Here is a 26,739-nt window from a genome sequence, read left to right on the forward strand (position 1 = left end):
CCCTCATCGGCTTCCTACGCGGCCACTCCATGAACGTGTACGCGGGAGAACACCGACTCACCCCGACAGCCACCACGGCCGCCCAGGGCTGACCGACTGCCGACCAGGGTGGACCGGCTCCCGCCTCAGCCCTTCGACTCCTCGGCGAGGGTCTGGACGAACGCTTCGACGAGCGGTGACCTCCGGCTCGCCTCCCAGGCCAGGAACACCTGGTCCGGCTCCGCGTCCCGGACCGGCACGTAGGTGATGTCCGGCCGTGAGTACTGCTGGGCGACGGACTCGGGGACCAGGGTGATGCCCTGCCCGGCCACCACGCGCTCGAACTTCTCCTCGATGGTGCGGATCGGGACGTCGTCCGGGCCGGGGTCGGCGTACCGCAGCCGGGGCTCGTCCTCGAGGTCGGCCAGGATCAACTCCTGCTTGCCGGCGAGCCGGTGGTCCGCGGGAAGCATCGCCACGCGGTTCTCGGTGAACAACGGCAGCAGCTCCAGACCGCGCTCCCGTACCGGCGGCCGTACGTAGGCGAGGTCGACGGTGCCGTCGAGGATGAGGTCCTCCTGGTCGTCCCACTCGACCCGGCGTGCCTCGACGGCGATGTCGGGGCGGGTGGCGCAGAAGGCGCGCAGGGCCTGGGACAGGACGATGCCCGCCCGGAAACCGACGACCAGGCGGTGCGGGCCGTGGGCGGCCCGGCGGACCCGGCGCCGGGTGGCGTCCGCGCCGGCGAGCAGGTTCCGGGCGTCGTCGAGGAGTTGGCGTCCGGCGGGGGTCAAGGTGACGCCGTGGCTGTCGCGTCGGAACAGTTCGGCGTCCAAGTCCTTCTCCAGGGCCCTGATCTGGCGGCTCAGCACGGGCTGGGCGATGTGCAGCCGTTCGGCCGCCCGCCCGAAGTGCAGCAGCTCGGCCACCGCGACGAAATAGCGCACTTTCCGCAGGTCGAGGTCCATGGCCGTTCCTTCCCTCGGCGATACCTCCAGGGTATCGCCGACGTCGGAAGAGGTCTTGGACGGCGCGGCCGGGCCGCCCGCAGGCTGGAGCCGGACACCCACGGAAGGGGAAACGGTATGAGCCTGCGGGGACAGCGGATCGTCGTGGTCGGCGGCACATCGGGCATCGGTCTGGCGGTGGCGGACGCGGCAGTGCGGGACGGGGCCGAGGTGGTGGTCGCCTCGCGGCGGAAGGAGAGTGTGGACGCGGCGCTGAAGCGGTTGCCGCAAGGGGTCTCGGGGGACGTCCTCGACGTCACCTCGGAGGCGGAGGTGCAGGCCTTCTTCGCGCGGACCGGCGCCTTCGACCATCTCGTCTTCACGGCGGGAGAGCCGCTGCGGTTCGAGCCCTTGGCGGAGACCGACCTCGCCCGGGCGCGGGGCTTCCTGGAGACGCGGCTGTGGGGCGCGGTCACGGTGGTCAAGCACGGGGCGCCGCACATCCGGGAGGGCGGGTCGGTCGTGCTCACCACGGGCACCGTCGCGCGTCGGCCGATGCCGGGGACGAGTGTGGTGGCGGGCCTGGCCGGGGCGATGGAGTCGCTGACCCGGGCGCTGGCCCTGGAACTGGCCCCGATCCGGGTCAACGTGGTCGAGCCCGGGGTGGTCCGCACCGAACTGTGGCGGGAGCTGCCGGCGCAGGAGCGCGACGGGCTGTTCGCGTCCGCCGCCCAGTCGCTCCCCGTCGGCCGGGTCGGCGAGCCGGAGGAGATCGCCGAGGCGTACCTCTATCTGATGCGCGGCGGCTTCAGCACCGGCTCAGTGGTGGTCGTGGACGGCGGGACCGTCCTGGTCTGAGGATTCAACCCCCGCTCCCTGGCCTGAGCGTTCAGTGCCCACGCCCCCTGCCCTGAGCGTTCAGCTCGCGCCCCTGGCCTGACCGTTCAGCCCAGGCATCTGCTCTGACCGTCCGATCGGTCAGCCCACCACGAATCTCACCTGATCCACCGTCACCACCGTGCCCAGCCGCGGGAAGTCGAGCCGTGCCGAGGCCTCGTGCTCGGCGGCGGTGAAGGCGGCCATGGCGTCCTCCACGAAGACGAGGTCGTAGCCGAGGTCGAGGGCGGCGCGGGCGGTGGACTCGACACCGAGGTTGGTGGCGATTCCGCCGAACACCAGCGTGGTGACGCCGAGTTCACGCAGGCGTGCGTCCAGTTCCGTGCCTTGGAAGGCGCCGATGGTCCGCTTCACGATCTCGATGTCGCCGTGGCGGGCGAGGCCGGGCACCAGCCCGCTGCCGGGCGGCTGGTCGGCGACGCCGGGCCGTTCGACGCGCACGAGCACGACGGACGCGCCGGCCGTGCGGAAGGAGGTCGTCAACTCCTCGGCGGCGGCGAGAACTTCGGTGCCTTTGCGGGGCTCCAGGGGCAGCGCGACGATCCGGTCCATCAGATCGACGAGTACGAGGGCGCTGCGTGCGGGGTCGAGCGCGAGGGGTCCGGTCATGACGGAACGTTATCCTTCATCAGCCCTCCGTACCGGAGATCCGGATCAACAGGCCCATGAACTGGGCGCGTTCGGTCGCCGAGAGGGGGGCCAGCAGCTCGTCGTTGGCCTCGCGGGCGAGCTTTTCGCAGCGTTTCAGCAGCCGTGCCCCCTCGTCCGTGAGGGACACCGCGTTCTTGCGGCGGTCCCGGGGGTCCGGTTCGCGCAGGACGAGACCGGCGGACTGGAGGTCGTTCAGGATGCCCACCAGGTCCTTGGGGTCGAGCCGCACCCCGCGGCCGAGGTCGGCCTGGGCGACGGGGGCGAGGTCGCGGACGGCGGAGAGCACCACGTGGTGCCACATCTTCATGCCCTCGCCGGCCAGCGCCTCGGCCACCAGGGCGCGCCCGCGGGCGGCGGCGCGCCCGAGGAGCCAGCTGGGGAGGGAGCGGATCGCGGGGAGGGGTGCTTCGGCCATGCATCCAGCCTAGTCATTATTCATTGGACCTCCCAACGACCATCGCCCTATCGTTGGGATCACCAATGAATCCACGGGAGGTCGGATCGATGCGTCGCGTCCGTTACGAGTCCACGGGTGGCCCGCTGTTCCTGGAGGAGACTCCCGTCCCCGAGCCGGGCCCGGGCGAGCTCCTCGTGCGCTGCGAGGCGGTCGGCGTCACGCTCCCGGTCGTCCGCAAGGTGACCGAAGCCGCCGCGCCGGTGCCGCTCGGCGGTGAGCTCGCGGGAGAGGTGGTGTCCGTCGGTGCCGGGGTCACCCGCTTCCGCCCCGGCGCACGCGTCACGGGCCTGTGCTTCGGTCACGGGTACGCCGACTTTGCGCTGCTGCACGAGGCCATGGCCTCCCCGGTCCCCGACGACGCCTCGGCGGTCGACGCGGTCGCACTGGTCCGCAGCGGCCTGGTGGCGCTCGGCGCGCTGGAGGCGGCGCGCCCCGAGCCGGGCGAGACGGCGCTGATCACGGCGGCGGCGAGCGGGGTGGGCCACCTCGCCGTGCAGCTCGCGCGGGCCAGGGGCGCCTCCCGGGTGGTGGGCGCGGTCTCCGCCCCGGCCAAGGCGGACTTCGTGCGCTCGCTCGGCGCCGACGCCATCGCCCTCTACCCGGACGCCAGTTGGGGGGATCCCGTCGACTACGTCCTCGACGCGGTCGGCGGTGAGCTCCTGACCCCGGCGCTCGCCGCACTGACCCCGGGCGGGCGGCTGGTGGCGTACAGCTCGGGCGGCGGGACGATCCGGGCGTACGACCTCCTCGTCGGCGCCAAGTCCGTGACGGGCTTCCAGATGGCGCGGATCGCCCGTGAGCGGTCGGAGTTGTACGAGCGGTGGCGGCGGGAGCTGTGGCGGATGTTCAGGGAGGGCACCCTTCGGCCCGTCGTGCATGGGGAGTTCGCCCTGGAGGAGGCGGCGAAGGCGCACGAGGTGATCGAGTCACGGCGCAACCTCGGGAAAGTCGTACTCCATCCGTGACGGGACACGCGCGGGGTTCTTGTGAGGCGCAGGGTGCGGAACTACCGTCCGTGACCCGAAGTCACATATCCGGATGTACGGACAACTGAAAGGGCGCCCGTGCCGTCGAGTCGCGCACGTCTGAGATCCTCCCTGGCCGCCGTTTCCACCACCACCGCCCTGACCGCCGTGTCCGCGACCGCCGCCCTGCTCTCCCTGCCGGGCCCGGTCCACGCCCAACCTCCGGCCGCTGCACAGAAGTTCGAGGAGCAGATCCTCTTCAAGGCGGACCGCGACCCCGGTTACGCCTGCTTCCGTATCCCGGCGATCGTCCGTACCACCGGCGGCACCCTTCTCGCGTTCGCCGAGGGACGCGTCCTCAACTGCGGGGACGCCGCCGACATCGACATCGTCGTCAAGCGGTCCACCGACGGCGGCCGCACCTGGGGTCCCCTCCAGGTGGTCAACGATGGAGCGGGCGACACCCACGGCAACCCGGCCCCGGTCGTGGACCGCGAGACGGGCCGTGTCCTGCTGGCCGAGACGTACAACACGGGCCGTGCGGACAGCGGGAGTTGCGCGGCGCCCTGCGACCGCACCCCGTACCTCCAGTACAGCGACGACGACGGCCGCACCTGGTCCGCGCCCCGCGATCTGAGCGACGAGATCCTGCCCCCGCAGCAACACTCCTGGTACGCCACCGGCCCCGTGCACGGCATCCAGCTGAGCCACGGCCGGGCTGCCGGACGGCTGGTCTTCGGCGTCAACTCCGAGACGTGGGACGGCGGCCGGGCTTCCGCGAACCACGCGGCACTCGTCGTGAGCGACGACGGCGGGGAGCACTGGCGGGTCGGCGCCACCGACTCCTGGCCGGTCACCGTCGGCGGCACCTTCCGGCAGAAGCCCTCCGAAATCACGCTCACCGAGCGCACCGACGGCTCCGTCCTCGTCAGCGGACGTGAACAGGACGGCACCGACCTCGGCCACCGCACCCAGGCCGTCAGCCTCGACGGTGGGGACAGCTTTGCGTCCCCCTTCCGGGCCCTCCCGGACCTGTACGCACCGCAGGTGCAGTGCGCCACCCTCGGCCTCGGTGAGCGCCTGCTGCTGTCCTGCCCCGCCGATCCCGACCGCCGCCGCACGATGACGATCCGCTCCTCCTACGACGGCGGCCGGACCTGGGACACCCCCGACCGCGGCACGGTCGTCACCACGGACTGGTCCGGCTACTCCGACCTGGCCCGGGTCGACGAGGACACGGTGGGTCTGCTGTACGAGGGCGGGACCGCCGACGCGCGCGACGAGATCCGCTTCGCCCGCTTCACCGAGGACTGGCTGACCCCGCGCCGCGGCCCCGACCCGACCACCCCCGACCTCGCTCCGCGCGCCCCGCGCGCGGCCGTTCTCGGCGGTGCCCGCGAGACGACGGGGGTGATCGGCGGCGCCCTGGGCTTCGACGGCGCCGACGACGCCGTACGCCTGCCGTATCGCGCGGAACTCCCGCTCGGCACCGGGGACTTCACCGCGTCCCTGTGGTTCCGCTACGCGGCCACGACCGGGGAGCAGCCGCTGCTGTGGATGGGCGGTGTCGGCAGCACCCAGCCGCAGGTGTGGCTGCGCGGGGAACCGGCGAGCGGGCGGGTGCGCGGGCTGATCACCGTGCGGGAGGGCGCGACGCGCGTGCGGACGGCGACGGTGAGCACGAGCGGCGCGTACAACGACGGGCGGTGGCACCACCTGGCCCTGCGCCGGGGCGGCGGCCGGCTCGCCCTCTTCGTCGACGGTACGGCGACCGGCGGACCGGACGTGCCGGGCTCGGTCAGCCGGAACTCGCCGTTCGGTGTGCACATCGGGCAGCGCGTGGACGGCCGGGCCTTCTTCACCGGCGCGATCGACGAGGTACGGGTCTGGAACCGGGCCCTGACCGACGCGGAGATCTCCGGCGCGAACGCCGCGCCCTCGGGCACCGTCCTGTGGCTGCCCATGGACCGGGTGAGCGGCAGCCGCTAACGTCGCGAACCGTGCCCGAGGACGCACGAGCACGACAGCGAACCGGCACCGGCGTCGGTCTGCTGCTGGCGCTGGTGCTCGGAGCCGTGCTGCTCACCGCCCTCCCGGACGGCGACGGGCGCAAGGCGGGCGACTGCACACCGCTGACCGTCGGCTCCTGGTCGGCGGACCAGCGCCGCACCGCCGAGTTCGCCCGCTACGGCGACGACGCCGGCCGCAGCGACGACTGGACGGGCGGCGACGGCACCCACTCGGTACGGCTGCCCGACGGACGGCTGCTGTGGCTGTTCTCCGACACCTACCTGGGCCGGGTGTACGGCCCGCCCAACCCGTTCGGCGAGCCGCACGCCTGGCGTGACACCACCGCCCCCCTGGTGCGCAACTCGGCGGTGCTGATGCGCGACGGGCGCCTGGAGAGCACCCTTTCGGCGCCCCTGTTCCCGGACCCCGGTCCGAACCAGTGGCGCTGGCCGGTCGCGGCCCGCGTCGAGCCCCGCTCCCCCGGCTCGCGGGAGCAGGTCGTCCGGGTCCTGCTGTGGGTGCGCAGCGCCGGGCAGTTCCCCTGGATCTACGGCGTCCCGACCGCCACCGAGGTCGCCACGCTGTCGCTGCCCGACCTGCGCGTCGAGTCGATCACGAAGGTCCTCGACGAGCAGCGGGTCAAGGACCCGTCCCGGCGGGTGCTGTTCGGGACCACGCTGGTCGAGGACGGCGAGTGGACGTACGTGTTCGGCGGCGACGACGGCCGGGCCGCGTCCCGGTCCGCGTCCTCGGCGTACGTGGCCCGGGTGCCCGAGGGCGCTCTCGCCGAGCCGGGCGCCTGGGAGTACTGGGACGGCTCGGCGTGGACGACCGGCGCCCGCCCGCGTCCGGTGCTCGGGGACGGGCGGCGCACCGGGGTGGGCAGCGCCTTCTCCGTCGTACGGCACGACGGGACGTACGTGCTGTTCACCATGGCCGCGGGGACGAAGGGGCTGGCGGCCGTGACGTCGTACTGGGCCTGCTCCCCCACCGGACCGTGGCACGGTCCGGAGAAGGACTTCACCCCGCCCCTGCCGTCCGGCCAGGTCGCCGCCTACAACCCGCAGGCGCACCTCGAACTCAGCGGCGGGGGACGGCTGGTGCTGAGCTACGACGTCAACTGGCTGGAGACGGCGGCCGCTTCGGTCCAGCTCAACCGGAACGTGTCGCTGTACCGACCGCGGTTCGTGACCCTGCGGCTGACCCCGTCGCGCTGACCTGCCCGGTCTCGTCCGGGGCGGGGTCGTGCGAGCGGCGTTTGGCGATCACCGCGCAGACCATCAGCTGCATCTGGTGGAAGAGCATCAGCGGGAGCACGGCGAGCGAGGCGTGCGCCCCGAACAGGACGCTGGCCATGGGGAGTCCGGAGGCGAGGGACTTCTTCGAGCCGGCGAACTGGATGGCGATGCGGTCCTCGCGGCCGAAGCGGAGCGCCTTGGAGCCGTACCAGGTCAGGGCCAGCATCAGGGCGAGGAGGACGGCCTCGACGACCATGAGTCCGCCGAGTCTGAGCGGGCTCACCTGGTGCCAGATGCCCTGGACCATGCCCTCGCTGAACGCGGTGTAGACGACCAGCAGGATCGAACCGCGGTCGACGAGGCCGAGGACCTTCTTGTGGCGGGCGACGAAGCCGCCGATCCAGCGGCGCAGCAACTGCCCCGCCAGGAACGGCACCAGCAGCTGGAGCACGATCTTCAGGAGCGAGTCGGCCGAGAACCCGCCGCCGCTGTTGCCGAGCAGGGCGGCCGCGAGGAGCGGCGTGATGACGATGCCGACCAGGGAGGAGAAGGAGCCGGCGCAGATCGCGGCGGGCACGTTGCCGCGGGCCATCGAGGTGAAGGCGATCGAGGACTGGATGGTGGAGGGGACCAGCGTGAGGAAGAGCAGGCCCTGGTAGAGCGGGTCCGTCAGGAAGACCGGGACGAGTCCCCGGGCGGCGAGGCCCAGCAGCGGGAAGATCACGAACGTACAGGTGAGAACCGTGACGTGCAGCCGCCAGTGCTTGAGGCCGTCCAGGGCCTCACGGGTGGAGAGGCGGGCGCCGTACAGGAAGAAGAGGAAGGCGATCGCCGCCGTGGAGGCTCCGGAGGCCACGTCCGCGGTGGTCCCGCGCGCCGGTACGAGGGCCGCGAGGCCCACCGTGCCGAGCAGCAACAGGATGTACGGGTCGACCGGCATCCAGGCCGGCCACTTCAGGCGCTTCACGGTGCTCCACTTACTCGTGTTCGACGGCGGTACGGGGTCATGACGGGCACCCTCCCTCAGGACGGGGGGTCCCCCTCCATCGTCCTCCTTCACCCCTTGATCGGGAATCCCGCATACCACTCTGACTGTCATCATGTTCCGCGATAAGCTCACGGTATGTACGACCCGTCGCAGTTGCGTACGTTCCTGGCGGTGGCGCAGACCCTGAGCTTCACGCAGGCCGCGCGCAGACTCGGGCTGCGTCAGTCGACGGTGAGCCAGCACGTCCGGCGTCTCGAGGACGCCACGGGGCGGCAGCTGTTCACCCGGGACACCCACTCCGTGGAGCTGACGGAGGACGGCGAGGCGATGCTGGGGTTCGCTCGGCGGATCCTGGAGGTGCACGACCAGGCGACCGCGTTCTTCACCGGCACGCGCGTGCGGGGGCGGCTGCGGTTCGGGGCGTCGGAGGACTTCGTCCTCACCCGGCTGCCGGAGATCCTCGAGAGCTTCCGGCACGACCATCCCGAGGTGGACCTGGAGCTGACGGTCGAGCTGTCGGGCACCCTGCACGAGCGACTGGCCGCCGGGAAGCTGGACCTCGTGCTCGCCAAGCGGCGGCCGGAGGACCCCCGGGGTGAACTGGTCTGGCACGACCGGCTGGTCTGGATCGGGGCGGAGCGGCTGCGCCTGGACGCGGACCGGCCGGTGCCGCTGATCGTCTACCCACCGCCGGGGATCACCCGGACGCTGGCTCTGGAGGCGCTGGAGCGGCAGGGGCGGGAGTGGCGGATCGTGTGCACCAGCGGGAGCCTCAACGGCCTGATCGCCGCGGCACGGGCCGGGCTGGGGGTGATGGCGCACTCCCGGGGGCTGGTGCCGCCGGGGCTGGGGCGGGTGCCCGACCGGTCCGGGCTGCCGGAGCTGGGGCGGGTGGACTTCGTGCTGGTCCACGGGCGGCGGCGTACGGCCGCACAGGGAGCGGCGGACGCGCTCGCCTCCGCGATTCTGGCGGGCGGGGACCGGCTGCATCGGCGGTGACCGCCGTATCGGCACGGGCCGCCTGTGAGCCCCGGTGCGGCGGGCCGCTCCGGCCGAGCGCTCGGCACGGCCGACGGGACGGCGATCGCGTACCGACGGCTCGGGTCCGCGCTCGGGGTGGCTGTCCACGGCACCGTGCTGACGCCCCTGCCGCGGTCCCGCCGGGAGATCGCGCGCCCCGGACCGGAGTGACAAATTCCGCGCCGGTGGCGCTGACGGAAGAGAAGAGCACAGCCCAGGGATGACCGTTCCTGCAAGATCCGGAGCCATAGCCGGGTCGTACAGATTCGGTGGAGATTACGGCTCAGAACCTTACTCAAACGTCAGTTTTGTGTCCGACCCTTCCCCATGTGAGCGTATTTTCCGGTGCTGACCTGGCCATACATGAGCACCGCTCGGCTTCGGCCCCTCTCCCGCCGGATGCCCGGGTGGGGTAGCTTTCACGGCGCTGTGCGGAGCTTCACTGAGCGCCAGGGAGAGCGGGGAGCGGGGTTTGCGCGAGTTCACCAACCCTCCGTTGGCGTTGGCACCCCCCGTGGGCGGACTGGCCGACGTCGTCTTCGAGCATGCCCAGAACGACCCCATGCACCTCGCCCTCGGCCGCAAGGACGGGAACGGGCAGTGGCGGGACGTGACCTCCGCGGAGTTCCGCGACGAGGTCATGGCCCTCGCCAAGGGACTGCTCGCCCAGGGGATCCGCTTCGGCGACCGGGTCGCGATCATGTCCCGCACCCGCTACGAGTGGACCCTGTTCGACTTCGCCCTGTGGACGATCGGCGCCCAGGTGGTGCCGGTCTACCCGACCTCCTCCGCCGAGCAGTGCTTCTGGGCGCTGTACGACGCCGAGTGCACGGCCGCGATCGTGGAGCACGAGGACCACGCGATGACGATCGCCACCGTCATCGACCGGCTCCCCCAGCTGCACCGGCTGTGGCAGCTGGACTCCGGCGCGGTGCGGGAGCTGTACGACGCCGGTGCCGCCATCGAGGACGAGGTGGTGCACCGCCACCGGCAGGCCGTGACCCCGGACTCGACCGCGACGATCATCTACACCTCGGGCACCACCGGCCGCCCCAAGGGCTGTGTGATCACCCACGGCAACTTCATGTACGAGGCGGACACCGTCATCGAGCGCTGGGAGCCGGTGTTCCACTCCAAGAAGGGCGACGAGGCGGCGACCCTGCTGTTCCTGCCGCTCGCGCACGTCTTCGGGCGGATGGTGCAGGTCGCCGCGATCCGTGGGCGGGTCCGCTTCGGCCACCAGCCGCAGATGAACGCGGCCGCCCTGCTGCCCGACCTCGCCGCGTTCAAGCCGACGTTCTTCCTCGGGGTGCCGTACATCTTCGAGAAGGTCTTCAACGCCTCCCGCCGCAAGGCCGAGAAGGAGGGCAAGGCCGGCCCGTTCGAGAAGGCCGTCGACGTGGCGGTGAAGTACGCCGAAGCCATGGAGGCCAAGGCCTGGGGTCTCGGTCCCGGCCCGTCGGCGGGGCTGCGGATGCAGCACCAGCTCTTCGACAAGCTCGTCTACTCCAAGCTGCGGGCGGCGATGGGCGGCCGGATCCGGCACGCGATGACCGGCGGCTCGGCCATGGACCGCAAGCTGGGGCTGTTCTTCGCCGGCGCGGGCGTCCACATCTACGAGGGCTACGGCCTCACCGAGACGACGGCGGCCGCCACCGCCAACCCTCCCGAGCGCACCCGTTACGGCACGGTCGGCCAGCCCATCCCCGGCATGACCGTGCACATCGCGGACGACGGCGAGATCTGGCTGCACGGCGCCAACGTCTTCCAGGGCTACCTGAACAACGAGAAGGCCACCGACGAGTCCCTGCACGACGGCTGGCTCGCCACCGGTGACCTCGGCTCCCTCGACGAGGACGGCTACCTCACCATCACCGGCCGCAAGAAGGAGATCCTCGTCACCTCCGGCGGCAAGAGCGTCTCCCCCGGCGTCCTTGAGGAGCGGGTGCGCGACCATCCGCTGGTCTCGCAGTGCATCGTCGTGGGCAACGACCGGCCCTACGTCGCCGCCCTGGTCACCCTCGACCAGGAGGCCGTCGAGCACTGGCTGGGTATGCGCGACAAGCCCCGGATGTCCCCGGCCCAGCTCGTGCGCGACGCCGACCTGGAGACCGAGGTGCGGCGTGCCGTGGTGGCCGCCAACACCCTGGTCTCGCAGGCCGAGTCGATCCGCACGTTCCGCATCCTCGCGCAGCCCTTCACCGAGGAGCACGGGCTGCTCACCCCGTCGCTGAAGCTGAAGCGCAAGGCGATCGAGACGGCGTACGCGGGCGAGGTCGAGGCGCTGTACCGGGCCTGACGACCCGTGTCACGGCCTGGGGTCTGTCAGCTGATCGTCACGCGGAAGATCTTGTCCGATCCGTCCGCCGCACCTCCGTTGTTGTCGCAGTTGGTGGTCGACAGCCACAGCTGGTCGGCGCCCGGCACCTTGGTGACCGTGCGCAGCCGGCCGTAGGTGCCCACGTAGTACGCGGTCGGCGTGCCGACGCTCTCGTTGTCGCCGTTGATGGGGATCCGCCACAGCCGCTCACCGCGCAGAGAGGCCATGTAGACGACGTTGCGCACGATCGCGATGCCGCTCGGCGAGGCCTCCGAGACGTTCCAGGTGGCCTTCGGGTTGGTCATCCCGGCGGTGGAGCAGGTGCCCTCGCAGACCGGCCAGCCGTAGTTCGCGCCGGGCTTGATCAGGTTCAGTTCGTCCTTGGAGCTGTTGCCGAACTCCGCTTCCCACAGGCGGCCGCTCCGGTCGAAGGCGAGGCCCTGCGGGTTGCGGTGGCCGAGGCTGTAGACGTAGGTGCCGAACGGGTTGCCCGGGGCCGGTTTCCCGTCCGTCGTCATGCGCAGGATCTTGCCGTTGAGGGAGCTCTTGTCCTGCGCCAGGTCGGGTGTCTGGGCCTCGCCGGTGGAGACGTAGAGGTAGCCGTCGGGGCCGAAGGCGAGGCGGCCGCCGTTGTGGTAGCGGTTCTTCTTGATGCCCTGCAGGAGGACTGTGTAGTCGCTCAGTGTGGTCCCGTCGTACGTCATGCGGACCACACGGTTGCCCTCGGACGCGGTGTGCATGAAGTAGACGCGGTGGTTCGTCTCCCACTTCGGGTCGACGGCGACACCGAGCAGTCCGCCTTCGCCGTTGGTGGTGACGGCGTTCGGGACGGTGCCGACCTGCGTCTTCGTGCCGTCCTTGGTGACCTTCCAGACCCGGAAGTCGTCCCGCTCGGTGACCAGCGCGCTCTTGCCGTCGGGCAGCCAGAAGATACCCCAGGGGATGGTCCAGCCGGAGGAGAGCGTGGCGATGGAGGAGGGGACGCCGCCGTCGGTGGCGCACGCCTTGGTGGTGAAGGTGACCGTGTTGCTCGGCTCGCTGACGTTGCCGGCCGCGTCTCGGGCGACGACGTTCAGGCTGTACGGGCTGTTGCAGGCGAGCCCGGTCAGCGTGGTCGAGGTGTCGGAGGTGACGGACTTGTAGACGGTGGTGTCACTGCGCAGGTCGTAGCCGGTGACCGCCCGGTTGTCGGTGGAGACGCCCCAGCTCAGTGCGGCGCTGTTCGCGGTGACGTCCGCCGCGGACAGGGTGCCGGGCTTGGTCGGTCGGGTGGTGTCGGAGCTGGGCTTGGTGGTGCAGTCGACGACGGGGCTCGCCGGGGACGTGTTGCCGGCCGCGTCACGGGCGATGATCGTGAGGTTGTAGGTGGTGGCGGGGGTCAGACCGGTGAGCGGCTTGCTGGTCGAACCGCCGGGCGCCTCACCGATCTTGTTGCCGTGCTCGTAGAGGTCGTACGCCGTCACGCCCACGTTGTCGGTGGAGGCGCCCCAGGCCAGCGTGAGCCCGTTCTCATCGATCTCGGAGCAACTGGGCTGCCCGGGACGGCTCGGGGCCTGGGAGTCGGTGGCCGTATCGACGCCGATGCGGTCGAGGTTGGGGCCTCCGGCGGCGGTGGTGGCGGTCGCGCGGATCTTGGCGGTGCCCGCGGTGAGCGGGACGTCGACGGTTCTGGTGGCCCAGGTGTTCCAGTCGGCGGTGGCCGGGAAGGAGACGGCCGAGGACACGACCGTGCCGTTCACGGAGATGTCCATGGGCCGGTCGGTCGAGGTCCCGTTGGCATAGCGGAAGGTGACGGCCGTGGTGCCCGCGGAAGCCGCGCTGACGGTGAACTCCACATAGGCGCCCTTGACGTTGGTGTAGTCGACGAAGCCGGTGCCCGTGTAACCGGTGTGGTTGGTGGCCACCGTGCCCTGTACGACGGTCGCGTCCTCCGCCTGGTAGTCGGTGGCCGCGAGCGCGGAGGCCTGGCTCAGGCCGGCCAGGGGCAGCGCGAGGGCCGCGGCGAGGCCGTAGGGCAGAACTCTTCTAGTTTTCACGGATGTTCCCTTCAGCCCGTGTACTGGGTGAAGACCTTGAGGTACTCGTACGGCTGCTGCGTCACGCCGCTGCAGGAGTCGCCGTCGGTGCCCGAGTCGCAGGGGCGGTCGCGGTTGACGGACCAGTAGGTGAGGCGCCCGATGTGGTGCTGCTGGGCGTAGGCGAGCATGGTCCTGAAGTCGGCGACCCGGACGCGCTCACCGGAGTCGTCGGTCTTGCCGTTCATCGAGGACAGCCCGATATGGGCGTAGGCGGTGGCGTCGCTGTAGCCGTACGCCGACTTGACCCGTGCCTTGAGTCCTTCCATGGCCTGCGTGGTCAGGGTGCCCATGTTCGTGGTGCCGCCGCCGAAGTCGAACGGCATGATGCACCACACGTCGTTCGCCAGGCCCGAGTTCGCCGCCCGCTTGATCATGTCGACGCCGGTGGAGTCGGGGCCGCTGGTGGTGGTGCCGAAGGTGATGACGGTCTTCAGGCCGGGGTTGTTCGCCTTGACGGTCTTCAGCGCGTCGACGACCCGCTGCCGTACGGTCGCGTTGGACCACTCGGTGTTCTCGATGTCGATGTCGAGGGCCTTCAGCTTGTAGGCGTTGATCACTTTCTGGTAGGCGCCGGCGAGCGCCGAGGCACTGGAGCACTTCTCACCGAGCTTGTTCCCGCTCCAGCCGCCGACGGAGACCATGACGTCACCGCCGGCGGATCTGATCGCGTCGATCCTCGACTGGTCGGTGCCGCCGGTCAGCGGGCGCGAGCCGTCCCACTTCGGGTTGCAGCCGCCGTCGGAGAGGATGAACGCGAGGGTGAACCACTTGACGCCGGTCGCCGACATCACCGAGGTGGGGTTCTGCGGGTTGCCCCAGCCGAGGTACTCGTAGGGGGCGACGGCCATGCCCGGTGAAGCAGCCGCGCTCTTGAGGGAGTTGACGGGCTTCACACGGATCAGCCGGGTCTCGCCGGGCCGCAGGGTCGCGCTGTAGGAGTCGGCGATCACACCTTTGTGGGAGCCGGACCACAGGTCGGTGACGTCTCCGGAGCCGGTGAAGCCGACCTGGGACCAGTCCACGGTGACCGTCGCGTTGCCGGACGTACCGGTGTTGAACAGGGCCACCACGTACTGGCCGTCGCTCTCCTTCTTGCTCCAGACCTGCTTGACCCCGCTGTTCACGATCCGCTTGGCGGCCACGCCGTCCTGGTCGACCCCGATGAGGCGGTCGTTGGTCAGCATCGCCTTGTCGACGGAGTCGAGGTGGGTGAGGTCGGTGCCGAGCAGCAGCGGCGAGGCCGCCATCGCCCACAGGGTGAAGTGGGAGCGCCGCTGGTCGGCGGTCAGGCCCACCTGGTAGCCGTTGCCGACCTCCAGCGAGTCCAGGTCGTTCCAGCCGCCGGGGCCTGCGTACGGCTGCCAGGAGGCTGCCGAGTCGAAGCGTTTGGTGACGTGGGACCAGTCGGTGAGGGGATAGCCGCTGCCGTTGCTCCCCGGCCCGCAGTAGCACTCGATGTCACCCTGGGTACGCCAGCTGTTGGCCAGTTTCCGCCAGGTGGAGGCGTCGGCGATCGGGAGGTTGTTGGAGAGCGCGAAGTTGATGGGCCGTCCGCTCGCTCGCAGCGCCTTGTCCCAGGCCTGGACGTCGGGGATGTCCGCGCTGCCCACTCCGTCGATCTTCAGGTAGTCGACACCCCAGGACGCGAACTGCCGGGCCCAGGAGTCGACGAACTCCTGCGCTCCCGGCTTGGAGTAGTCGATGTAGTACATGTTCTTGCAGTTGTAGTTCTTCTCGGTCCTGGACGTGTCCGCGATGTCCTTCGCGTGGTACGAGGTCCCTTCGATCGGCGTGTTCTTGGTGACGGCGTTCTTCGCGATGCCCGGAGTGACGTAGAAGCCGAACTTCAGGCCCTTGGAGTGGACGTAGTCGGCCAGCGCCTTGATCCCGCCGGGGAACTTTGCCGTGTCGGCGGTCCAGCGGCCGTAGCCGTCGACGACGAAGCCGTTGCTGTCGCACTTCTGCCAGAAGTCGTCGAGGTTGACGTACACGAATCCGTGGTCCTTGAGGTCGTTGGCGACCAGCGCGTCGGCCTGCGCCTTGATCTTCGCCTCGGTCGGAGTGCGGCGCACGTAGCTCCAGCTGGACCATCCCATGGCGGGCCGGACGGACTGGCCGTTGTCGGAGGCGGCGGCCGGTTGGGCGGTGCCCACGAGCGGCACGGCGGCGGCGAGGAGCAGGCCAGCCACCGCGGCCGTGAGCGATCTGATCCGGATCATGACTGTCCCCCGTTCGTGGGTGTGGCGTACGACGTGCCGATCCACGCCTCGTCGATGCGCAGTCGCTTGTAGCGGGTGGTGTCGGTGGCGGCGGCCCAGGTGGAGCTGACCTCCAGGCGGACATAGCGGGCGTTGGCCGCGGTCAGGTCGATGCCCTGCATGCCGCGGCGGCTCGGCAGCTGGCCGGTCTTCACCGCGCTGCCCCAGGTGGAGCCGTCAGCACTCAGATACACCTTGTAGTCCTTGATCCGCGCCGACTGCTCGGTGTCCGAGCGGGCGTAGGAGACGGAGTCCTCGCGCTGGTTGAGCCCGAGGTACTGGACCTTCTTCGAACTGCCGAGGTCGAAGGTGAGGCTCACGGGGAGGGTCTTGTCGTTGTCCCAGTAGGTGCGGTAGTCCCCGTCACCGGCGGCCGAGCCCGCGTGACCGCTCGCCGAGGCGCTCGCGCTCACCTTGACGCCGGTGAGGATGCCCTGGCGCCCGGCTGTGGTGACCTTGAACACCGTGTCGTACGGGTCCCAGTTCCCGAGGCCGGTGAGGGTGAGTACGCCGCCCGACTGCGACCACGAAACCGCCGCGCCCGTACGGAGGTTGGTGACCGACGCGACGCGGTAGCCGTTGTCGCGGATGCGCAGGGTGCTGGTGCTGGGCGGGGTCAGGACGTGGATGTACTGGCGGTCGGGGTCGGTCTTGCTGATCGTGGTGACGCCATGGGCGCCGTCGTTCCAGAATCCCGGCTTGAGCCCGCCGTACAGGTAGCCGCCGCCCTCCGTGCCGTGCAGGGACTCCCAGATGGGGTCGAGGTAGGAGTTCGCGACATTGTTGAAGTCGGCCTGGTTGGCCGGGAACTTGCCGTTGACCTGGGCGGTCTCGGCCATCAGTGCCTTCACGGACGAGCCGGCGTTGGTGACGAGGCGGCCGAGGGTGAGCATCTTGTCGACCGACGGGTCGGTGCCGCCGTACCACCAGGCGCCGGTGGAGGGCAGCTTGAAGTCCGCCTCGGTGACGCGGGGTTGGGCCGTGTAGACCGCCTGCGGGTAGTCGTACGCCGGCGTCATCCCCGTCTTCTGCTCATTGCTGATCATGTCCATGATCGACGTGTCTTCGTTGTTGTTGCTGAGCGTGTAGTTCGGACGCTTCTCGTAGATCTGCCGGTAGAGGTCGTGGCTCTCCCAGTAGGCGTTGTCGTTGTCGATCCAGAAGCCGCCGAGGTCGGGGTAGCGGTTCATGACCTCGAAGAAGTTGTCGTAACTGAACTGCCCGAAGCCGTCGTTGGTGGTCAGGTCGACGTTCTTGCCCTTGTAGGCGGAGTAGGCGGCCGAGTCGAGCCACTCGTGGCCGCCCTCGTCGTGCCACTGGGGGTCATTGGTCATGTAGAGGATGACCTTCAGCCCCTTGGCCTTCGCGGCGGTGACCAGTTCACCCAGGAAGTCCCGCTCGGTGGAGCAGGAGCCGGGGATCTTCGACGGCCAGGTGCGGGCGTAACCGAGGCGGCTGTGGAAGGAGGCGAGGACGAGGTACTGCGTGTGCAGCTTCTGGGCCTCCTTCACCCAGTAGTCGGCGTTCCAGCCGCCGTTCGTGACGTCGTCCTCCCAGGCCGTGCAGCTGGTGTGGGCCGGTGCGGTGCGCAGGCCCCAGTGCAGGAAGAGGCCGCCGACGGAGTTGCGCAGGAAGTCCTGGCGGGGGTTCTCGAGGTCGAGCGGCTTCACCGCCGTACTGCCGCAGTCCTGGCTTCCCGAGACCCGCAGGGAGCCCCCGGAGGTGTTGTGACTGTCCGTCAGGCAGCCGCCCGTCACGTCCTGGAAGCCCACGTCGTACGGGGAGCCGCCGCCCTTCTGCGCGGTGAACCGGGTGAGCCGGATGCCGTCCGCCGCGTTGGCGAGGAATGCCGGGCGGCCGTCGTCCGCTGCGAACTTCACGGAGCTGTCGGTGAAGCGGATGTCGTCGGCGTTGTGGAGGTACCAGCCGTACGCCGGCCGGGTGCCGATGGCCTTGGGGTTGTAGTCGTTCGGGTCGTTGCCCGGCACACCGGTGGACATGGTGCCGTTGCCGCCCGGGACCGTGATGTCGACGTTGTTGAAGGTCACGCCCTTGATGCGGTGGCCGGTCTCGCCCCACAGGGTCGGGCTGAAGGACGGACTGCTGCCGGTGGCCGTGATGTCGTCGTACGTGATGTCGCTGATCGATCCGACACCGGGACTGTTGCCGCACCGCTTTCGGGTGCCGATCTTCTGCATGATCGGCGAGTGGACGTTCGTCATCGTGATGTCGCGGTAGTGGACGTCGGAGATCTTCGCGCCGTCCATCGACACCATGCCGAGGCCGGACTTGTCGGCGCCGTCGATACGGATGTTCTCGAACCGGTAGTCCGAGAAGTCGCCGCAGGTCTCCGAGCCGAACATGAGGGCGTTGCAGCAACGGGCGGACAGGAAGCTGTCGCCCACGCGGACGTGGCCGTTGGGCAGCTTGGCGCCGAGGGCGTAGTCGCTCTTGAAGACCAGGGCGTCGTCGTTGGCCTTGATGTTCGCGTTCGTCACCGTGACGTTCGTCGTGGAGATGATGTTCCAGCCGTCGCGGTCGCTCGCGGTGTCGATGGTCAGGTGGTCCGACGTCACGTTCTTGCAGCCGTTGACGAGCGCCGCGAAGTGGCCGCCGCGGCGGAGGGTGAGGCCGTCGCCGATCGTGAGTCCGTCGCACCGGGTCAGGGAGATGATCTTGTCGGCCTCGCCGGACTTCGGGTTGCCGGTGATCAGGTTGCCCATGCCGTCGATGACGCCCTGGCCGACGAAGCCGATGTCGGTCAGCTTGTCGCCGTAGATCATCGCGTCGCGGAAGTGGCTGTGCCCGTAGTCCTGGTAGCTGTCGTACGGATTGGACTCGGCCTTGTCGTAGGTGTCGGCGCCGGCGCCCTGGAGGGTGGCGCCCTTGTCGAGGCTGAGCGTCACATGGCTCTTCATGTGGATGGTGTTCTTCGACTTGTAGTCGCCGGGCGGGAAGCGGACGACTCCGCCGCCCGCCGCCGAACTCGCCGCGCTGATCGCCTTGTTGACGGCGGGGGTGTCGTTGGCGGAGCCGTCTCCCTTGGCGCCGTAGTCGCGTACGTCGAAGACGGCGGCGGCTCGGGACGGGTCCTGCGGGGCGGCCGGGGCCGCCGGGTGGCTGAGTCCGAGGACGACGGCGACGACGAAGAGGACGATCGCCGCCGCCCGGGAACGGGAGCGTGGGGCAGTGGGGGGTATCAAGGTGACGGCTCCTCAGACCAGTTGGTAGCCGCGGAGGTTGCTGAGCAGCAGGTAGGTGTTCTGGAGGGAGCCGGAGGTGTCGCCGAGGGAGCGGTAGATGCCCCACTTCGGGCGGACCCGGTCGGCCAGGAAGGTGTCGACGCCGGTCTTCGACGCGTCGATGACGGTCGAGCCGGCGGACTTGAGGATCCAGCGGACCGAACCCGCCGAGCCGTCGCCGACCTTGATCTGGAAGTCGACGTCGGTCCACTTGTCGTGCAGCGGGTCCAGGTCGGTGCGGCCGACGAGGATGTCGTCGATGGCGAGCTTCAGCTCGATCGTCTGCTTGCCGTTCACCCGGCGCAGGGACTGCACGACGATCGGCGAGGTGCCGCTGCCGGGCTGCTTCATCTGCATGATGTGGGTGAAGGTGGTGGTCGCCTTCAGGGAGCTCGGGATGTACATCGAGTAGGTGACCCGCCAGGTCTGGCCCTTCGTCCACTTCAGGTAGTTGCTGCCGCTGCCGTTGCGCAGCCCGGTGACCTCCTGGCGCTGGCGGTCGGTCGAGGTGTCGCGGTCGACGGTGTGCATGTCGAATCGCCAGTTGTTGCCGGTGGTGTAGATGTGCGGCTGTCCGGCGGTGTGCGAGTCGGCGCGGTCGTCCTCGATCGTCTCGAAGGCGCCGAGGCCGTCTGCGCTCGCGGAGGGGGCCCACTTCTGCTGCCAGGAGGCGGCGTGGGCGGCGGTCGCCGTCGACAGACCGACCGCGGCCGCCGTGGCACCGCCGAGCGCGGCGCCCAGCAACACCCTTCTGGATGTGTTCATGACACTAATCACCTCGCAGTTGTTCGTTCATGATCAGGAAGGCGCCCAGGCCGTGGAAGTCGTTGGTGGCCCGGTCGCGAGCGATGTAGTACGCGTAGTCGCCGACGTTGGTGCCGATGGAGATGTCGGCGAGGTTCGTGCGCCCGTCGGAGCCGACCGAGAGCCGGGCGAGCACGCCCTGGTAGCCGCGGTGTGCGACGGCCTTGAAATGCTGGTCCAGGTATCCCTGCTGGGCGCCGCGCGAGAGGGCGTAGGTGAACATGCTGGAGCAGGACGTCTCGGTCCAGTTGTCGCCGCGGGCGCCCTTGTCGATCACCTGGAACCAGCGGCCGGTCGCCGGGTCCTGGTACTTCTCCAGGCCGGCCGCCAACTTGCGGAAGACAGAGAGCAGCTGGGCCCGGCGCGGGTGGTGCTGCGGAATGCCGTCCAGGACGTTGACGATCGCCATGGAGTACCAGCCGACCGCACGGCACCAGTGCTCGGGGGCGAGCCCGGTCTGCGGGTCGGCCCAGCCGGCGGTCTTCGACTCGTCGTAGGCGTGCTTGAGCAGTCCGTTCGCGACCTGGAGGTGACTTCCGTAGACGGCGAGCTGTTTCGCGGCCTCGTCATCGGTGTACGAGCTGTCGCCGAACTCCTCTCCGTACTCGACGAGGAACGGGTTCACCATGTAGACGCCGTCCGCCCAGAGCTGGTGGGCGCGGCTCGCGGTGTCGGCGTGCCAGAAGCCGCCGTCACTCGTGCGCGGATAGCCGGCCAGGCGGTCGACGATCTTCTTCGCCGCCTTGCGGTAGCGGTCCTGGCCGGTCTCGTGGTGCAGGATCACCAGGAGCCGGCCGGCCTGCATGCTGTCCAGGCTGTTGAAGGACTGGCCGATCGAGCCGTCGCTCTTCACGAAGCGGTCGACGTAGTCCTTGATATAGGTCAGGTAGCGGGTGTCATGGGTGCGCTCGTACGCGAGGTACTGGCCGTAGAGGTAGAGGCCGACCGGGTAGGACCAGCCACCGATGCTGCTCGATGTGTAGCGGGCCATGGTCGACTCGACCATCGCCACGGACCAGTCCCGGTCCGGGGACGGTCCGATCGGGGAGCCGGCGGGCGGGGGTGCGGCGGCCGGCACGGTGACCAGGGTCGCGGCGGCGAGCGCAAGGGTCGTCAGAGCCGTGCGGAGACGACGGCGTCTCATGTTCCTCCCTCTCCGTGAGCCAGGAGACACGGGAAACATCGGATGAAAGTCAGGGCGAATTCATATCCATGAACTGAGTTCAGGATTCCGCCCGTTTGCGCGATCCAGAGTCGCGGCAGGACCGTCGGCGGTCAATGGTCTGTACCGAAGAGGTCGGATGCATTTCCGGCCAATTTCAGCCATCGCCCACTGACCGGCGGGTCAGTTCGGACGGATTCCCCGGTCAGGAATGCATCACGGCTTGTGATCGTTGAACATAGGAGTGCCACCCGACGACAACCGTAAGGATCAAGAGCTCGTGAGCAGCAAGGTCCCCCCGATCATCCTCAACAACGGCGTGGAGATGCCCCAGCTGGGTTTCGGCGTCTGGCAGGTGCCGGACGACGAGGCCGAGCGCGCCGTCGCCACGGCACTCGAGGCCGGGTACCGCAGCATCGACACAGCGGCGATCTACGGCAATGAAAAGGGCACCGGAAAGGCCATCGCCGCCTCCGGAGTGGCCCGTGAGGACATCTTCGTCACCACCAAGCTCTGGAACAGCGACCAGGGCTACGACTCCACCCTGCGCGCCTTCGACACCTCGCTGGAGAAGCTCGGCCTGGACTACGTGGACCTGTACCTGATCCACTGGCCCACGCCCTCCCGCGACCTGTACGTCGACAGCTACAAGGCGTTCGAGAAGCTGCACGCGGACGGCCGGATCCGGGCCGTCGGTGTGTCCAACTTCGAGCCCGACCACCTGGAGCGCCTGATCGCCGAGACGTCCGTGATCCCGGCCGTCGACCAGATCGAGCTGCACCCGCACCTCCAGCAGCACGCGGCCCGCGAGTACCACGCGGAGCAGGGCATCGCCACCGAGGCCTGGTCGCCGCTCGGCTCGGGCAAGGGCCTGCTGGAGGTCCCGGCCGTCGTGGCCATCGCCCGGAAGCACGAGCGCACCCCGGCCCAGGTCGTGCTGCGCTGGCACCTGCAGCTCGGCAATGTCGTGATCCCCAAGTCCGTGACCCCGTCCCGGATCAAGGAGAACATCGAGGTCTTCGACTTCAGCCTGGACACCGAGGACCTGGCGGCGATCAGCGCGCTCAACGAGGACCGGCGCCTGGGCCCGGACCCGTCGACGTTCAACGCCGCCTGACGGCACAGCGGTTCGGCCGGCGGTGGGCCCCTGTCACAGGGAGCCCACCGCCGGCCGTCGCGTGTCCGGCGTCAGCCGGCCCGTGCAGGGCCCCGCGCGTCAGACGGGCTGTCCGATCGGCCGTACGACCACGGTGTTGATGTCGACGCCCTCCGGCTGCCGTACGGCCCACACGACCGAGGCGGCGATCTGGTCGGCGGTGAGGAGGTGACCGGGCGGCAGGCTGCCGTTGCTGTCCCAGAACGGCGTCTCCACCCGGCCGGGCGCGATCAGGGTGACGCCGACGCCGAACTCGGTCACCTCGCGGCGGGCGTTCTCGGCGAGCCCGGTCACGGCCCACTTCGTCGCTCCGTAGAGGTTGCCGGGCCCGTGGATGAACCCGGCGACACTGCCGACCAGCACGATCCGGCCGCGGGTCTCCTTGAGCGCGTCGATGGAGGCGCGGATGAGGAGGGCGGGGCCGAGCACGTTGGTCAGCACCATCTCGGTCCAGCCGGCGGGGTCCCCCGCGGCCACGGTGTCATGGGTGGCGAAGCCCGCGTTGGCCACGACCGTGTCCAGCCGGCCGAACTCCTTGAGCGTGCCGTCGACGGCGGCCTGGATGTCGCCGTACTCGGCCGCGTTGCCGACGAACGTCAGCAGGCCCTCCGGGTTGCCGAGTTCCTCGGCGAAGGCCCGCAGCCGCGGCTCACCACGCCCCGTGACGGCCACCCGGTGCCCCGCGTCGAGCAGCTGCCGCGCGACCGCGGCGCCGATACCACTGCCGCCGCCGGTGATGAGCGCGACCGGTGAGTCGGACATGGCTTCCCCCTGTGTTCTTCTGTCATCTCGTGGACGGCAGGGAGTACATCAGTTGGAGCGTTCTCCAAGTCAAGTGCGGCAGGTCCGGCGGTAGTCGGTTTGAGGGAGACGGCATCACGCGGTCCATGCAGAGGCGCATGTCAGCCCGTCCGCACAGCGGTGTGCACGGTGTGCGCGGCCAGCACGAACACATCCGGCCGCCGGTGCACGCTCGCCGCGTCCTCGGGGTCGAGGAGCCGGTCGAGCGTTTCGCAGTCGCCGGAGTCCAGTTGGTCCGCGAACACGTCCCGCAGCCGCCCCAGTGACGCGGCGATGTACGCACGGGCCCGGTCTGTCGTCGGTGCCGGAAGATCCAGCAGGAAACTCCGCGTACCGGTGTGCCGCAGCCCCGCGGAGGCCATCAGCGCGGGCCAGTCCTCGGCCTCGGAGACGGAGTCGGGCAGGTCCGAGCGCATCTGGGCGAACCACTGCTCCTCCAGCGCGTCGAGCCGGGCCTGGAGCCCCGGCCGTCCGATCCCGATGTCCCGGGGCAGGAAACGCGCGGGCAGCCCACCCTCCATCAACGCCAGCGTGCCACCCCGCGCCAGCCGCGAGGCGAACGCGGCGATCCCGGCCCGCTGGTCGCCCAGGTGGTGCAGGCTCCGGCTGGCCCAGAGCAGATCCACCGGGTAGTCCAAGTCATCGAGGATTCCGGGCAGTTCACCGGCGAGGGTTCCGAAGCGATCGGCGACACCGAGCCGCTCGGCCCGGGCCTGCGCCCGCTCCAGCAGGGCCTCGGCCCCGTCGACGGCGACCACCCGGGCCCCCGGAAACGCCTCGGCGAGCAGACAGGACAGCACCCCGGGCCCACTGCCCGCGTCGACGATCAGCCCCGGCTCGGTCTGCTTGTGCCCGAGCCAGGCCAGGGCACGTTCGTACAGGGGCGTGAACAGTTCCGCCTGGGTCTCCAGGTGGTGGGCCATCTCGGACCAGTCGATGTCGGTGTGGTCGTGGTGGTGGTGACCGTGGGTGTCGTGATCGTGCGCCATGGTGCCAGCCTCTCCTCGGGACGCGGCCAGCGTGCGCCGACGCACCGCGAACAAGCCAGCGATGTTGCCACGACAGCAAAAAGCACGGCAAAGCGGACGCAAAGAAAATGGGATGCGCCCGCCCCCGCCGGTCCCCCACGATGACCCCATGGACGACGAACTGGTGGAGCGCTTCCTCGAAGACGGATTCGTGAGGATCGAGGGCGCCTTCCCGCCCCGCGTCGCCCAGCACTGCGCGTCGCTGCTGTGGCGGGAGACGGCCTACGATCCCGAGGACCGGGCCTCCTGGAAGGACCCGGTGGTGTGGGTGGCCGGGATGGCACAGGGCCCGTTCGCGGCGGCCGCCAACTCGCCGGTGCTGCACGAGGCGTTCGACCTGCTGGTGGGTGAGAACCGCTGGCAGCCCCGCTACTCACTGGGCAGTTTCCCGTTGCGGTTTCCGCACGCGGAGGAACCCGACGACGCGGGCTGGCACATCGAGGGGAGTTACCTTCCCGAGGACGCGCCGGCCGGGATGTACCACACCAACCTGCGCTCCCGGGACCGCGCCCTGCTGATGCTGTTCCTGTTCAGTGAGGTCACCGAGACCGACGCCCCGACCCGCATCAGAGTGGGCTCCCATCTCGACGTACCCCCGGTCCTGGAGCCGCACGGCGAACAGGGCGCGTCATTCATGGAGTTGGGCCCTGAGGTGGACAAGGCCTCGGCACACCGCCCGCTCGCCCACGCCACCGGCAGCCCCGGGGACGTCTACCTCTGCCACCCCTTTCTGGTCCACGCGGCCCAGCCCCACCACGGCACGAACCCCCGCTTCATGGCACAGCCGCCACTGCTCCCGGCGCAGCCGTACGAGTTGGACCGCCCCGACGGCGACTATTCGGCGGTGGAGTTCGCAATCCGCCGGGGCCTGGCCAAAGAGAACTGACCGGGCCCCGGCCGACGTGATGCTTTCAGGGGCGCGGGGAACTGCGCGACCGGCCACGACGGACCGGTACCCGCAGCCCCACCGCACCCGGCCCGGTTAGAGCGCGGGGTACGCGTTCTTCATGAGCTCCTGGAACTGCGCCGAGAACCAGTGCCCCGACAGCGGAGCGTTCGGCAGCGCACCGGACATGTTGTTGTTGTTCCGCGGGTTGCCCGTGTACGTCGGGTCGCACATCCGGTCGAAGCCCTTGCCCTCGTCGTTCGCGATCGCGGAGCTGGACCCGTCGGACTCACCCGGAGGCTTGATCCACACGTAGGCGTCGATCCCGGCGGCCGGACTGGCCTTCGGACGCTCACCGAGACCGGCCCCCGACTGGTTGCACCAGTTGCCGACATGGATACGCCGGTCGATCCGGCCGCCGTTGACGTAGGTGTCCACGTCCGTCGTGGCACCGGGGCCGGTGGGCCGGGCGGTGCCGCCCCAGCCGTTGCGGGAGGTGTCGATCAGCATGCCGACGCCCGAGGCGAAGCCCTGGTTCACCGCCTCCTGGCGGAAGGCCTGGGCGAAGGAGAGTTCGTCGGTGTACCGGTTCCAGTCGACCCACTTCGACTCGCGCACGGACTTGCCGCCCACGGAGTCGTTGATGGTGAAGTACTGCTCCTTGAGCGCGCTGTAGTTGGCGGTGTTGGTGATGAAGCCCTGGACGTCGTTGACGGTGGCGCCCTCGGCGGTCGCGGCCTGCTTGATGGTCTGGACGGTCGCCGAGAAGTTGTCGTCCCAGCCGATCCAGCCGTGGTGGCCGGCGTCCACGTAGTTGTAGACGTTGGGGGCGTCACCGAGCTTGTTGAGCGCGTAGCCGACGCCCTTGATGTAGTTGCCGTTGGCCTTCATGGTGTCGCAGTTGGCGGTGGCGGTGGCCCGCGGCGAGACGTTGGTGACAAGGTTCGGCAGCGAGTCGATCTCGATCGTGTTGACGATCCGCAGCGAGGCGTACTTCGGGTCGGCGAGGATCGCCGCGATCGGGTCGATGTACTGCGTCTTGTACTTGTCGATCTCCGTGGGACCGAGTTCGCCGTTGGAGGCGAGCGCCGCACAGTCGCGGCCGGGCAGGTTGTAGATGACCAGCTGGACGACGAGTTCGCCGCTGCCCTTCTGCTCCAGGGCCTTGTCGAGGTGGGCGCGCAGCCCCATGCCGCCGTTGACGCCGTTGATCGCGGCGATCCGGTCGAGCCACACGCCGGTGGGCTGGTTGGAGATCCGGCTGCCGCCCGGCTCGGCGGCGGCCTTCGCGGACCACTCGGGGTTCACGTACACCTTGGCGCCGGTGTACGGGTTGTCGACCTTGGTGCCGCCCCCGGGGTCCGGCGGGTCCGTCGGACCGGTGCCGCCGTCGACGTTGCAGGTCACCCCGTCGAGGGTGAAGGTGGCGGGGATCGCGTTGGTGCCGCTGTAGGTGCCCTGGAAGCCGAAGCTGGCCGAACCGCCGGTGGCGAGCGTGCCGTTGTAGCTCTCGTTGGCGGCGGTGACGGCCGTTCCGCTCTGGCTGATCTTGGCGTTCCAGCCGCTGGTGACCTTCTGGTTTCCGGCGTACGACCACTTCAGTGACCAACTCGACTTGGCGGCACTGTTGTTGGTGATCGTGACGGCGGCGGTGAAGCCGGTGTCCCACTGGTTCTGCACCTTGTAGTCCACGGTGCAGGGGACGGCGGCGATGCCTGCGTCCCCGGGGGTCACGGCTAGCGCGGTCCCGGAGGCCCCGGCGACGAGCGCCAGGGCAGCGAGGAGCGCTGTTCTCGTACGACTCATGAGTGCGGGTTTCCTTCTCGTTCGAGGGAGTTGTCCCTTGAGCGGG

21 protein-coding genes are annotated in these 26,739 nt (G+C 69.8%); 9 read left to right on the forward strand and 12 right to left on the reverse strand.

Annotated features, from left to right (window positions below; all coding sequences use genetic code 11):
• Window positions 1-125 precede the first annotated feature (125 nt).
• Window positions 126-947, reverse strand: coding sequence for a LysR family transcriptional regulator (locus tag ABZT02_RS28250; RefSeq protein WP_356022111.1), 822 nt, complete (start codon window positions 945-947; stop codon window positions 126-128).
• Between the two features lie 117 nt (window positions 948-1,064).
• On the opposite strand from ABZT02_RS28250, the gene ABZT02_RS28255 reads away from it, so the two are divergent.
• On the forward strand, window positions 1,065-1,784 hold the full coding sequence (locus ABZT02_RS28255) for an SDR family oxidoreductase (protein ID WP_356022113.1): 720 nt from the start codon (window positions 1,065-1,067) through the stop codon (window positions 1,782-1,784).
• Between the two features lie 120 nt (window positions 1,785-1,904).
• Here the strand turns inward: ABZT02_RS28255 and ABZT02_RS28260 are convergent, their stop codons facing one another.
• Both ABZT02_RS28260 and ABZT02_RS28265 read right to left on the reverse strand, forming a co-directional pair.
• On the reverse strand, window positions 1,905-2,432 hold the full coding sequence (locus ABZT02_RS28260; RefSeq protein WP_356022116.1) for an isochorismatase family protein: 528 nt from the start codon (window positions 2,430-2,432) through the stop codon (window positions 1,905-1,907).
• A gap of 19 nt (window positions 2,433-2,451) precedes the next feature.
• A complete protein-coding gene (locus ABZT02_RS28265; protein WP_356022119.1) occupies window positions 2,452-2,889 on the reverse strand; it encodes a MarR family transcriptional regulator in 438 nt (145 codons plus the stop codon).
• Window positions 2,890-2,978: 89 nt separating this feature from the next.
• On the opposite strand from ABZT02_RS28265, the gene ABZT02_RS28270 reads away from it, so the two are divergent.
• From ABZT02_RS28270 to ABZT02_RS28280, 3 genes are all read left to right on the forward strand, one after another.
• Window positions 2,979-3,896: a zinc-binding dehydrogenase gene (locus tag ABZT02_RS28270; RefSeq protein WP_356022121.1), complete on the forward strand. Its 918-nt coding sequence runs from the start codon at window positions 2,979-2,981 to the stop codon at window positions 3,894-3,896.
• A 99-nt stretch (window positions 3,897-3,995) separates the two neighbouring features.
• Window positions 3,996-5,885 carry a sialidase family protein gene (locus ABZT02_RS28275; RefSeq protein WP_356022124.1) on the forward strand — a complete coding sequence of 630 codons (1,890 nt, stop codon included), beginning with the start codon at window positions 3,996-3,998 and terminating at the stop codon, window positions 5,883-5,885.
• A gap of 11 nt (window positions 5,886-5,896) precedes the next feature.
• Window positions 5,897-7,123, forward strand: a complete 1,227-nt coding sequence (locus ABZT02_RS28280; protein WP_356022126.1) for a DUF4185 domain-containing protein — start codon at window positions 5,897-5,899, stop codon at window positions 7,121-7,123.
• On the opposite strand, the gene ABZT02_RS28285 is transcribed toward ABZT02_RS28280, so the two are convergent.
• Complete coding sequence (locus tag ABZT02_RS28285; protein WP_356022531.1) at window positions 7,059-8,084, reverse strand: bile acid:sodium symporter family protein; 1,026 nt, start codon at window positions 8,082-8,084, stop codon at window positions 7,059-7,061. The two genes, ABZT02_RS28280 and ABZT02_RS28285, sit on opposite strands and share 65 nt — an antisense overlap.
• 183 nt (window positions 8,085-8,267) lie before the next feature.
• Here ABZT02_RS28285 and ABZT02_RS28290 point away from each other — a divergent pair, with 183 nt between their 5' ends.
• The 3 genes from ABZT02_RS28290 to ABZT02_RS28300 all read left to right on the forward strand — a co-directional run bounded on the left by ABZT02_RS28290 (window position 8,268) and on the right by ABZT02_RS28300 (window position 11,451).
• Window positions 8,268-9,131 (forward strand): LysR substrate-binding domain-containing protein, encoded by an 864-nt coding sequence (locus ABZT02_RS28290; protein WP_356022129.1) that lies wholly within the window; start codon window positions 8,268-8,270, stop codon window positions 9,129-9,131.
• A gap of 24 nt (window positions 9,132-9,155) precedes the next feature.
• A complete protein-coding gene (locus tag ABZT02_RS28295) occupies window positions 9,156-9,323 on the forward strand; it encodes a hypothetical protein (protein WP_356022131.1) in 168 nt (55 codons plus the stop codon).
• Between the two features lie 301 nt (window positions 9,324-9,624).
• Window positions 9,625-11,451 carry an AMP-dependent synthetase/ligase gene (locus ABZT02_RS28300; protein WP_356022133.1) on the forward strand — a complete coding sequence of 609 codons (1,827 nt, stop codon included), beginning with the start codon at window positions 9,625-9,627 and terminating at the stop codon, window positions 11,449-11,451.
• A 26-nt stretch (window positions 11,452-11,477) separates the two neighbouring features.
• Here ABZT02_RS28300 and ABZT02_RS28305 read toward each other — a convergent pair whose 3' ends face one another.
• Genes ABZT02_RS28305 through ABZT02_RS28325 form a run of 5 tightly spaced genes read right to left on the reverse strand, consistent with a single transcriptional unit; the run spans window position 11,478 to window position 20,998 of the window.
• Window positions 11,478-13,508, reverse strand: a complete 2,031-nt coding sequence (locus ABZT02_RS28305; RefSeq protein WP_356022135.1) for a PQQ-dependent sugar dehydrogenase — start codon at window positions 13,506-13,508, stop codon at window positions 11,478-11,480.
• 11 nt (window positions 13,509-13,519) lie between these two features.
• On the reverse strand, window positions 13,520-15,769 hold the full coding sequence (locus ABZT02_RS28310) for an alpha-galactosidase (RefSeq protein WP_356022138.1): 2,250 nt from the start codon (window positions 15,767-15,769) through the stop codon (window positions 13,520-13,522).
• A complete protein-coding gene (locus tag ABZT02_RS28315; RefSeq protein WP_356022140.1) occupies window positions 15,766-19,011 on the reverse strand; it encodes a glycosyl hydrolase family 28 protein in 3,246 nt (1,081 codons plus the stop codon). The genes ABZT02_RS28310 and ABZT02_RS28315 overlap by 4 nt, the downstream gene beginning before the upstream one ends.
• Window positions 19,012-19,023: 12 nt before the next feature.
• The gene (locus tag ABZT02_RS28320; RefSeq protein ID WP_356022143.1) at window positions 19,024-19,815 is read right to left on the reverse strand and encodes a Tat pathway signal sequence domain protein; all 792 of its coding nucleotides are present in this window, start codon (window positions 19,813-19,815) and stop codon (window positions 19,024-19,026) included.
• Between the two features lie 4 nt (window positions 19,816-19,819).
• Window positions 19,820-20,998, reverse strand: coding sequence for a glycoside hydrolase family 88 protein (locus tag ABZT02_RS28325; RefSeq protein WP_356022145.1), 1,179 nt, complete (start codon window positions 20,996-20,998; stop codon window positions 19,820-19,822).
• A 298-nt stretch (window positions 20,999-21,296) separates the two neighbouring features.
• Here ABZT02_RS28325 and ABZT02_RS28330 point away from each other — a divergent pair, with 298 nt between their 5' ends.
• Window positions 21,297-22,133 carry an aldo/keto reductase gene (locus tag ABZT02_RS28330; RefSeq protein WP_356022148.1) on the forward strand — a complete coding sequence of 279 codons (837 nt, stop codon included), beginning with the start codon at window positions 21,297-21,299 and terminating at the stop codon, window positions 22,131-22,133.
• Window positions 22,134-22,232: 99 nt separating this feature from the next.
• Here the strand turns inward: ABZT02_RS28330 and ABZT02_RS28335 are convergent, their stop codons facing one another.
• Complete coding sequence (locus ABZT02_RS28335) at window positions 22,233-22,934, reverse strand: SDR family NAD(P)-dependent oxidoreductase (protein WP_356022150.1); 702 nt, start codon at window positions 22,932-22,934, stop codon at window positions 22,233-22,235.
• Window positions 22,935-23,074: 140 nt separating this feature from the next.
• Complete coding sequence (locus ABZT02_RS28340; protein ID WP_356022152.1) at window positions 23,075-23,962, reverse strand: class I SAM-dependent methyltransferase; 888 nt, start codon at window positions 23,960-23,962, stop codon at window positions 23,075-23,077.
• A 148-nt stretch (window positions 23,963-24,110) separates the two neighbouring features.
• Between ABZT02_RS28340 and ABZT02_RS28345 the strand changes: the two genes are divergently transcribed.
• Complete coding sequence (locus ABZT02_RS28345; protein WP_356022155.1) at window positions 24,111-24,887, forward strand: phytanoyl-CoA dioxygenase family protein; 777 nt, start codon at window positions 24,111-24,113, stop codon at window positions 24,885-24,887.
• Window positions 24,888-24,983: 96 nt separating this feature from the next.
• Here the strand turns inward: ABZT02_RS28345 and ABZT02_RS28350 are convergent, their stop codons facing one another.
• The gene (locus ABZT02_RS28350; RefSeq protein WP_356022157.1) at window positions 24,984-26,693 is read right to left on the reverse strand and encodes a glycoside hydrolase family 6 protein; all 1,710 of its coding nucleotides are present in this window, start codon (window positions 26,691-26,693) and stop codon (window positions 24,984-24,986) included.
• Between the last annotated feature and the right edge of the window lie 46 nt (window positions 26,694-26,739).

This window comes from Streptomyces sp. NPDC005402 (genome assembly GCF_040606575.1).
In the GTDB taxonomy this organism is placed as follows: domain Bacteria; phylum Actinomycetota; class Actinomycetes; order Streptomycetales; family Streptomycetaceae; genus Streptomyces.